A 9,626-nucleotide genomic window follows, 5' to 3' on the forward strand; every position below is an offset into this window, starting at 1 on the left:
ATTGTGCCTCACAGTAGGGTTTAACGTCCAACAGTTGCTCGTGGCTTTGGTGCTATGACTTCAATTTCCACCGGAGCTAGGCCACTGCTCATCATGCCGAGCACGCTGGCTGCGCCTGCGGACAAGTCAATCACTCGATCGCCCACATAAGGCCCACGGTCATTGATGCGGACGACGACGGTACGGCCGTTGTCGAGATTTCTGACCATTAGTAGAGTTCCGAAGGGCAAGTTCCGGTGGGCTGCGGTCAAATCATTTTGGTTGAATCGCTCGCCACTGGCGCTGAGGTTGCCGTCAAAGCCTGGGCCGTACCAGGATGCCCAGCCATTGATCCGAACTTGAACTGGGCCTAGGGAAAGCACGGGGCTTTCAGGTTGGGGCTTGCCCATGACTTCTTGGAGGGGTGGGGCGTTACCCAGGAGCCTGCGGAGGCGATTGGTTGCTTGTAAGGCATCTAGGCTGAAGTCGCTGGTGGTATCCGGCAGGATGGTTTCGGCGTTAATGTTTACCAAGTCCTCGCCGTTTGCCTGGATCAGGTAGCGATTGCCTTTTTCCCACTTGACGGTAATGCTGTTTGGGTCAACGTTGTTGCGCGCCAACTGATTGAGTCTTGCTGCTAAGCTTGACGCCCGCCACACTGGGTCGGTTTCTTTGTCGCTGGAATTGCTGGACTTTTTGGTGTCAGACCCATTTTCTCTCTGGCCGACTATTTTCAACTGACTGGTGGCATTTACAGAACTTTTGCCAGTCTCTGTGTTTTTGGTATTGGCTTCTGGACTCGTGTTCAGAAATGTGATGACTGGAATGTTCCGCACGTATACTGTCGCTGCTTGTCGCCCTTCCAATTCGTGGGATTGAATTTTGGCGATCGAGTTAGAGTCAATGTCAGCCCTTGCTTGGTACTGATATTGTCCGACTTTTTCTGCTTCGACCCGAGTTGCGTTTAACTGCGGGGACGGTTGGGTGAAAACTACTTGCTTGTTTTCCTGAAAGTTTTGCCTGGACCCATCAGTGGCTTGTGCGTGACAAGATGATGCCGTTCCTACCGCAGGAACTAAGAGGACAGCTAGTAGACTACCAACAAATTTTTCCTTCATACGTCCATTTTTGTGAAGAGCCATTGCTAACGGAGGTGAGGGGATTAGCCTGACGGGCGACGGTTCTTAGGAATTTCTAAGAGTGTCCTTCGCTGTTCCCCCGCGAGTCAAATCAAAATGTCGGGCTGCATTTTTGCTTTTGTGTTTAGGCCAAATAATTTTTTGGCTGCAACTTCCCTGACACTTGACAACTCATACTCAATTTGCAATTTGTGTTTTGTTAACGAACTGCAACAGACTACCACAAACTTTTGAGCTTGGGGATCGCTGATCCCACGCATTTTGCCAAAAATTCCTCGGATCTTCACAGTTCTCTGTCTGAGAAAATGCTTTAATGACAGTGCTTGCAGAGTTTTTCGCAATTCCTGAAAAATTTACAAAACTTTACAAAACTTTACAAAAACTGATAAATATTTTCTGGGCGCTAAAATCTCAAATCTCCCATCTCAAACCTCAAATCGCTAGACTTGGCAATAAACTAAAGACTAGAAATCGACTAAGGCGGACTTATGGACTATCGGGAAGCAGGTGTGGATGTTGAGGCGGGCAGAGCTTTTGTCGATCGCATCGGCAGTATGGTCAAAAGCACCCATCGATCGGGTGTTTTAGGCGGATTCGGCGGGTTTAGCGGGTTTTTCAGCGTCCCAGAAGGTTTAAAAGAGCCGATTATGGTTTCCGGCACTGATGGTGTCGGGACTAAGTTGAAATTGGCCCACAATCTCGATCGCCACGACACCGTAGGTATCGACTTGGTAGCCATGTGCGTCAACGACGTACTCACCTCCGGGGCAGAACCCCTATTTTTTCTCGATTATTTGGCGACGGGAAAGTTAAACCCCGAACAATTAGCTGCTGTGGTTGCTGGCATTGTTGATGGTTGCAAGCAAGCTGGCTGTGCTTTGTTGGGTGGGGAGACAGCCGAAATGCCCGGTTTTTACCAAGCGGGAGAGTACGATTTGGCTGGCTTTTGCGTCGGAATTGTCGAAAAAAGCAAATTGTTAGACGGTTCGCGGGTTACAGTCGGAGATGTGGCGATCGGGCTGGCTAGTTCCGGCGTCCACAGCAACGGTTTTAGTTTGGTCAGAAAAATTGCAGGCGATTTGGGTTTTGACTGGCATTCCCAGCCAGAAAAATTAGGTGGCAAAAGTTTAGGAGAAGTCCTCTTAACTCCAACTACCATTTATGTAAAGCCAGTTCTCGAAGCCCTTAAGAGTGGTTTGGATATTCACGGCATGGCCCACATTACAGGCGGCGGTTTGCCGGAGAATTTGCCTCGCTGTTTGGCAGCCCATCAATCTATCAAAATTGACACTAATAGCTGGCCCAATTTGCCGATTTTTGAGTGGATTGCTGAAGCGGGCCAAGTTGCCACTGTTGATATGTTCCATACTTTTAATATGGGCATTGGTTTTGTGCTGTTGATGTCCCAAAGAGATGCAAAACAGGCTGTTAAATGGTTTGCATCTCAGAATCTTCCTGCTTTTGAAATTGGCCAAGTAATTGATGGTGAGGGACAATTAGTAATGGCCGATTAATTTTAATTGATTGAAATAAAAAAAAATCGCCATTTTTTTGAGGGTAAAAGGGTTGACTCTTGCCGTTTGATAGAGTACAATCTAATAATGGGAGTGGTGACAAAAATAATTATTTTTGTCACCACTCCCATTATCTAAAATATACAGCAAAAACTCCAGCGCTGTCAATAGGTAATCCTTCTTTTTTAAGGCGAAATTTTTTAACAAAATTTTCACAAAGCGCGATCGATATAATAAGTAAGTAGGGTGCGTTGCTCCCAGATTTTCGATGATAATCACACAGGGTTGATGGCGACGCACCCTACAGTATCTGCTAAGGCTAAAAAACCCGGTTTCTGAGACAAATTCTGCATCTGTACGACAAATATTCAGGTAGAAACCGGGTTTTTGGTCGCCCATCCGTAAGTGCTGACTAAACTATAATGAAAACAACCTAAAGGAGGTAATAGTATGTTGACAAGCGATCTCAATGCTCTACTTGACCAACAAGCACTCCAACGCCAAGATTCCGAATGTCGCTATATTACCGATCGCGTTAACTGGGAGCAATATGAAACCTTACTCACCAGAAATGGGGATAGTTCGGCCTATCGAGTCACCTATTTGGATGGAGTCTTAGAAATTATCTCACCTTCCCGTCGCCATGAAATCAGAAAAACACGGATTGGAGATCTTTTAGTCATTTACTTTTTAGAAGCAGATATCGACTATTTTCCCTTTGGTTCTACCACTTTGCGGCAAGAGGAAAAAAGTGGCGGGACAGAACCCGATGAAGCTTACTGCATTGGTACAGACAAAGAATTTCCCGATTTGGCAATTGAGGTTGTTGTTACCAGTGCTGGCCTGAATAAATTGGAAGTTTACAGAAGGTTAAATGTTAAAGAGGTTTGGTTTTGGCAAAATGAACGTTTTAGCCTCTACTACCTGCGAGAAGAGATTCCAGTTCAATTTGTCCAAGCCTGCGGTTATGAGCAAATCTATCGCAGTGAAATTATCCCTGATTTAGATATAGAATTGTTGGCAGAATTTGTCCGATATCCGAATTCCCTCGCAGCAGTTAAGGAATTTCGACAACGACTGATTTCTGGCTAAAATGACAGCCCTGGAGGCCAAAAGTATTTCTACACAATATTTATGACGTTAAGGAGAATTCTAGCAGCGACATCAAAAACTATCACATTTGACAGAATAGTATTTCCCATGGCAGTAAGATTTACTTATTACCCATTAGGTGAGGAGCAAAAATGTCAAAAGTTTCTGGGTCAAAACTTTCTGGACAAGCTTTCTGGTTTTGCCTAAGTTTATTTGCCCACATCTTGGTGGTGCAAAATACAGTTTTTGCCACAGAAACTGCCGCCACAGTCCAAATTGCTGAAGCAGAAAATGCGATCGCCAAAACCGAACCAACTGACACCCCAACACTAGGATTATCAGTTATAGCGCCACCACAAACCTCCAAAAGTGATTTAACCGCAGCATCAAATTCCGCTATTGAAACAGCAGTAAGTGCGAACGCTGAGTCAACACCCACATCAAATAACGCAGCGCCAGCTTCAGTCATTTCCAGCGAGTTACAGCAATCTCCAATCCCGGAAACTCTGCCAGACAAAAATTCCCGAAGTGAGTCGCAACCATCATCAGAACTGCCCGATACCACCTCTATGAGTCAGGTGACATCAGTATCTCAACTATCCGATGTCAAGCCTACAGATTGGGCATTTCAAGCTCTACAATCCCTAGTCGAACGCTACGGGTGCATCGCCGGATATCCAGATGGAACTTACCGTGGCAACCGAGCATTAACTCGCTACGAATTTGCCGCTGGATTAAATGCTTGTTTAGACCAAGTTACCAAACTAATTGGCTCGTCAACAGCTAATTTTGTTACCAAAGAAGACTTAGCCGTACTGCAACGCTTGCAAGCAGAATTTGCCACCGAGTTAGCTAGTTTGCGCGGCAGAGTGGATGCCTTAGAAGCCCGCACCAGCGAACTCGAAGCCAATCAGTTTTCGACAACTACTAAACTGAATGCAGAGACTATTTTGGCGGTGGGCGATACCTTTGGAAATGGTGCTGTCGGTGAAGATAAAACTAATACCAACTTCGGCTACCGGGTGCGGTTAAATTTCGATACTAGCTTTACCGGAGCGGACCGTTTGAGAACTCGGTTGCAAGCGAGAAATAGTGCTAGGTACGATCGCACTACCGGCACTCCCATGACTCGTACCAACTTTGATGGAGATAGCGGCTCGCAAATCATTCTCGATAAACTCAGCTATCAGTTTACCACCGGCCGCACCACTGTGGAAATTGGAGCAAAAGGACTTACTTCCGATGATGTCGCTCCTTTAATCAACCCTTATTTTGATAGTGCAGCCCAAGGCGCTGTTTCTCGCTTCGGAGCATTCAACCCCGCTATCTATAATACACCGGGAGAAACCGGAATTGCGATCAATCATTTATTGAGCGCCAAACTGAATTTAACTTTGAGCTATCTTGCTAATACCGCCGCCGATCCTACAGCGGGAAACGGACTTTTTGATGGTAGCTACGGGGCGATGGCTCAACTTACTTACTCCCCAAGTTCAGAGCTTGATTTAGCCTTGAGTTACGTGCACAGTTACTCCCGCAAAGAAGATGTCGATCTTTCCCTCGGTACCGGCAGCAATAATGCCAATCAGCCTTTCAATCAAAGTGCGACAAGAGGAAACCATTTTGGCGTTGAAGGAAGTTGGCGGGCTTCGCCTCGATTTGCGATTTCTGGGTGGGTGGGATATGTAAATGCTCAGCAGTTGTCTGATGGGGATGCAAAGGCAGATATTTGGAATGGCGGAGTAACTTTTGCTTTCCCAGATTTGTTTGGTGAAGGCAATGTTGGCGGCATTATTGTCGGTGTTCCGCCCAAGGTGACTCGCAATGATATTAAAGACAACAAAGATCGTGCTACTTCTATTCACGTAGAAGCTTTGTATCGGATTCAAGTCAGCGATTTTATCAGCGTTACTCCGGGAGTTTATGTGATTACCAATACAGATCACAACAAGGATAACGGTACAACATGGGTGGGAGTTCTGCGCACGAGTTTTAATTTTTAAACTTTTATGGCAGAGTCATGAGTTATTAGTTATTAGTTATTTGTGGTTTTTTGCTTCTAATAACCAGTAATTATGCCCTAGACCCTAGACCCGTAGAGAATTTATCGACAATTCACCTTGATATTATCTATCTTTAGAGGGGTGACAACATTGTGAATAGCAGAATAATTTGTTGGCGAGGGGATTTTTCAGGAAAATGCTCGATATGAAACCTTTAAAACTACTAAAACTACAATCTGTGCTGGCGGGGGCGATCGCGATCGCCTTTTGTTTAATTGCGCTGTCCAGTTACGCCCAAGGTAAGAAAACTTTAACCCTGGCCACTTCCCCCGACTACCCGCCCTACGAATATAAAGATACGGCTGTGAGCGGCAACGAAATTATCGGTTTTGACATCGATATTGCCAAATATATTACTCAAGAATTGGGCTACGAACTGAAAGTAATTGGCATGGATTTTAACGGCTTAATTCCGGCTTTGCAGGCGGGAAGAGCAGATTTAGTGATGGCGGGCATGACTCCCACAGCAGAAAGGAAAAAAAATGTAGACTTTTCGGATCTTTACTACGAAGCAAAAAATACAATTGTTGCCAATAAAGGCAGCAATTTTACCAAAGCTGAAGATTTAGTAGCCAAAAAAGTAGGCGTTCAACTCGGCAGCATTCAGCAGGAAGCAGTCAAGAAAATGACGGGCGTGCAGGCAATTCCTCTGAATAAAATTCCTGACATTATTCAAGAAATTAAATCAAATCGGATCGCAGCGGGGGTGATCGAAGATACTGTGGCTGCGGGCTATGCAGCAGCTAACCCAGATTTGGAATTCAATACAATTCCGAATACTGAAGAAAGCGGTTCGGCGATCGCCTTTCCCAAAAATTCTAAATTAGTTCCAGAATTCAACCGAGTCCTCAAGCAAATGAAGGACAGCGGTAAAATTAAGGAACTAGCTACTAAGTGGTTTTCTCGCCCGATCGCCCAAGAAACAGATCCAGCAAATACACCTGCGCCCTCTCCCAAATTAGGGTTAGACTTTGGCAAAATAGGGCCGAACTTACCTTACATTTTAGGCGGAATCGGGGTAACATTAACCTTTACCCTGCTGTCGGCATTCCTCGGATTTCTCTGGGGAATCGTGCTGTCTCTGTTTAAGATTTCTAGCATTAAACCGCTGGCTTGGTTCGGCAATGCCTACACTTCCATTTTTAGAGGCACGCCACTAATTTTGCAGTTGACTTTAGTTTATTTTGCCACGCCCCAGCTTACGGGTTATAATATATCTGCGCTGCAAGCTGGTGTCATTACTTTTTTCCTCAATTCTGGGGCTTATATTTCCGAGACCATCCGCGCCGGCATTCAAGCAGTAGATAAAGGGCAAAAAGAAGCCGCCGAATCCCTCGGCGTTCCCTACAAACAAATGATGGGCGATATTATCTTGCCACAAGCGCTAAAAAATATTTTGCCTGCTTTGGTGAATGAGAGTATTGCTCTGTTGAAAGACTCAGCTTTAGTTTCAGTAATTGGTGTAGAAGATTTGCTGCGTCGCGCTACAATTGTAGGAGCAGAAAAGTATATTTACTTTGAACCTTTGATATTTGTCGGCGCAATTTATTACTTGATGGTACTTAGTTTAACTTGGGGGGCAAATGTACTCGAACGTAGACTCCAAACTAGCAGTTAAAGTCGATCGCCTGTATAAATCTTTTGGCAATTTGAAGGTTTTGCGCGAGATTAGTACAGAGATTCATAAAGGAGAAGTGATTGCCATTATCGGCCCTTCTGGGTGTGGTAAGTCTACTTTTTTACGGTGTTTGAATTTACTGGAAATTCCGACTTCGGGACAGATATACATTGACGGAGTAGATATTACTGCGCCGAAGACAGATATTATGAAAATGCGGCAAAAAGTGGGGATGGTGTTTCAGCATTTCCACTTATTCCCCCACATGACGGTACTAGAAAATGTTACCTACGCACCTGTAAAGGTGAAGCAGATCGCTAAGGAGGAAGCCCATCAAAAGGGATTGGAATTGTTGGAAAAAGTCGGTTTGTCTGATAAGGCGGATGTTTATCCTTCTAAACTGTCGGGGGGACAAAAACAGCGGGTGGCGATCGCCCGTTGCTTGGCTATGGAACCGGAAATTTTGCTGATGGATGAACCGACTTCTGCACTCGATCCAGAAATGGTTAAGGAAGTGTTAGATGTAATGAAAGCTTTGGCGAAAACGGGGATTACAATGGCAATAGTCACTCACGAGATGGGATTTGCGCGGGAAGTCGCCCACCGCATCTTGTTTCTCGATGGCGGAAAAGTGGCGGAAGATGTGCCGCCACAGGAGTTTTTTGCTAACCCTAAGTGCGATCGGGCTAAGCAATTTCTGGAAAAAATGCTTTAATCTAGATTAACCTATTTTTACTCCATTTTCCCGCAGTTCGATCGACTCGCGACTGCCGCAATCCGGCAGGGGTTTAAACCCCTGCCTCATAGCTAAAGTCGGTTAAAAACCGACTGAAAAAATCGGCGGAAAGTAGCGTAAACCCCAGTCCTCTTTGAGAGGACTTTCGCTATGAGACAGGGGTTTTTAACCCCTGTCGGACTCTCCCACCCGATCGAGTTTAAATTAAGCTGAAATCCGCAGCACTGATGCTGCTAGCAGAAACTCCGTTTAAAGCAGCTATAATTTCTCCTGTTTGCACAAACTTAATTAAAGTATTGCCGCTAGTTTCGGTAACACTTAATTGCGCGAATGTCAAGCCATTAGCTAGCATCAACAAATCTTTGCCAACTTCAAAATCCGCAATAATATCGATACCGGAATTGACAGAGAGTAAAAAGCGATCGCTCCCAGCACCGCCAATTAAACTATCATCGCCCAAACCGCCAATCAAAGTATCATTTCCTTTGCCTCCCCAAAAAGTATCATTTCCCTCGCATCCGTCAAGCAAATCATTGCCAGCACCCCCACTCAGACAATCATTGCCACCACCTCCGCAGAGGATATCATTGCCATAATTGCCGTAGAGAGAATCCTCGCCTGCGCTACCGAGGATTGTATCATTTCCCTTGCCTCCAAAGGCGATCTCATTACCTTTGCCACCGTCGATAAAATCAGCGCCTTCACCCCCCAAAATTAAGTCGTCATCTTCCTTACCATTTATTGAATCATTTCCGCGATTTCCGAAGATGATATCTTCGCCTTCACCGCCAACAATCATGTCATTGCCCTTACCGCCCAACAGGATATCATCTCCCTTGTTACCGTCAATAAAATCATTGCCTCGATTGCCGTAAAGGATGTCATTTGCTTCACCGCCGTAGAGGTTATCATCGCCTAAATCCGCATCGAAAATATTCGGATTTGGACTGCCGTAAAAAGCATCATTTTCCGCAGTACCAAATAGAATTTCACCGCTACCATTGCCGTTGATAATGTTGTCAGCTTCGTTGGGGCGATCGAGATTTGGATACTCAATAGTATTGCAAATGCAATCCGGGGAAGAAGGGGAAGGGGAAGGGGAAGGGGAAGGAATTAGAGTTGGTGTTGGAGTTGGCGCAGGCGTCGGAGTTGGAGTTGGCGCAGGCGTGGGAGTTGGTGTGGGAGTTGGCGTGGGAGTTGGCGTGGGAGTTGGTGTATCGGTTGGTGTTGTTGTCGGAGTCGGAGTTGTCGGAGTCGGAGTTGTCGGAGTCGGAGTTGTCGGAGTCGGAGTGGTTGGCGTCGGAGTGGTTGGCGTCGGAGTTGTCGGCGTCGGAGTGGTTGGCGTCGGAGTTGTTGGCGTCGGAGTTGTCGGAGTCGGAGTGGTTGGCGTCGGAGTTGTCGGAGTCGGCGTTGTCGGCGTCGGAGTGGTTGGAGTCGGAGTGGTTGGAGTCGGAGTTGTGGGAGTCGGCGTTGTCGGCGTCGGAG

General features: G+C 46.0%; 8 protein-coding genes. 5 read left to right on the forward strand and 3 right to left on the reverse strand.

The annotated features are described in order from the left end of the window. Positions 1 to 20: 20 nt before the first annotated feature. The gene (locus AAFP14_RS24710) at positions 21 to 1,121 is read right to left on the reverse strand and encodes a septal ring lytic transglycosylase RlpA family protein (protein ID WP_341734832.1); all 1,101 of its coding nucleotides are present in this window, start codon (positions 1,119 to 1,121) and stop codon (positions 21 to 23) included. Between the two features lie 485 nt (positions 1,122 to 1,606). Between AAFP14_RS24710 and purM the strand changes: the two genes are divergently transcribed. Further along, a complete protein-coding gene (gene purM, locus AAFP14_RS24715) occupies positions 1,607 to 2,632 on the forward strand; it encodes a phosphoribosylformylglycinamidine cyclo-ligase (RefSeq protein ID WP_341734833.1) in 1,026 nt (341 codons plus the stop codon). 81 nt (positions 2,633 to 2,713) lie between these two features. Here purM and AAFP14_RS24720 read toward each other — a convergent pair whose 3' ends face one another. After that, positions 2,714 to 3,031 (reverse strand): hypothetical protein, encoded by a 318-nt coding sequence (locus AAFP14_RS24720; protein ID WP_341734834.1) that lies wholly within the window; start codon positions 3,029 to 3,031, stop codon positions 2,714 to 2,716. A 51-nt stretch (positions 3,032 to 3,082) separates the two neighbouring features. On the opposite strand from AAFP14_RS24720, the gene AAFP14_RS24725 reads away from it, so the two are divergent. The 4 genes from AAFP14_RS24725 to AAFP14_RS24740 all read left to right on the forward strand — a co-directional run bounded on the left by AAFP14_RS24725 (position 3,083) and on the right by AAFP14_RS24740 (position 8,120). Further along, positions 3,083 to 3,724, forward strand: a complete 642-nt coding sequence (locus tag AAFP14_RS24725; protein ID WP_341734835.1) for a Uma2 family endonuclease — start codon at positions 3,083 to 3,085, stop codon at positions 3,722 to 3,724. A gap of 152 nt (positions 3,725 to 3,876) precedes the next feature. Beyond that, the gene (locus AAFP14_RS24730) at positions 3,877 to 5,727 is read left to right on the forward strand and encodes an iron uptake porin (protein WP_341734836.1); all 1,851 of its coding nucleotides are present in this window, start codon (positions 3,877 to 3,879) and stop codon (positions 5,725 to 5,727) included. Between the two features lie 205 nt (positions 5,728 to 5,932). After that, positions 5,933 to 7,405, forward strand: a complete 1,473-nt coding sequence (locus AAFP14_RS24735; protein WP_341734837.1) for an ABC transporter substrate-binding protein/permease — start codon at positions 5,933 to 5,935, stop codon at positions 7,403 to 7,405. Further along, complete coding sequence (locus AAFP14_RS24740; RefSeq protein ID WP_341734838.1) at positions 7,371 to 8,120, forward strand: amino acid ABC transporter ATP-binding protein; 750 nt, start codon at positions 7,371 to 7,373, stop codon at positions 8,118 to 8,120. The genes AAFP14_RS24735 and AAFP14_RS24740 overlap by 35 nt, the downstream gene beginning before the upstream one ends. Positions 8,121 to 8,340: 220 nt before the next feature. On the opposite strand, the gene AAFP14_RS24745 is transcribed toward AAFP14_RS24740, so the two are convergent. Then, positions 8,341 to 9,626, reverse strand: a 1,286-nt coding sequence (locus AAFP14_RS24745) for a calcium-binding protein (RefSeq protein WP_341734839.1), incomplete at its 5' end; no start/stop codon positions are given.

The sequence above is a fragment of the Microcoleus sp. EPA2 genome, from assembly GCA_020882975.1.
Classification (GTDB): Bacteria; Cyanobacteriota; Cyanobacteriia; order Cyanobacteriales; family Microcoleaceae; genus Microcoleus.

Coding starts and splice junctions, on each gene's coding strand:
- AAFP14_RS24710 (WP_341734832.1), bottom strand. CDS start 1,121: ATGGCTCTTCACAAAAATGGACGTATGAAGGAAAAATTTGTTGGTAGT.
- purM (WP_341734833.1), top strand. CDS start 1,607: ATGGACTATCGGGAAGCAGGTGTGGATGTTGAGGCGGGCAGAGCTTTT.
- AAFP14_RS24720 (WP_341734834.1), bottom strand. CDS start 3,031: ATGGGCGACCAAAAACCCGGTTTCTACCTGAATATTTGTCGTACAGAT.
- AAFP14_RS24725 (WP_341734835.1), top strand. CDS start 3,083: ATGTTGACAAGCGATCTCAATGCTCTACTTGACCAACAAGCACTCCAA.
- AAFP14_RS24730 (WP_341734836.1), top strand. CDS start 3,877: ATGTCAAAAGTTTCTGGGTCAAAACTTTCTGGACAAGCTTTCTGGTTT.
- AAFP14_RS24735 (WP_341734837.1), top strand. CDS start 5,933: ATGAAACCTTTAAAACTACTAAAACTACAATCTGTGCTGGCGGGGGCG.
- AAFP14_RS24740 (WP_341734838.1), top strand. CDS start 7,371: ATGTACTCGAACGTAGACTCCAAACTAGCAGTTAAAGTCGATCGCCTG.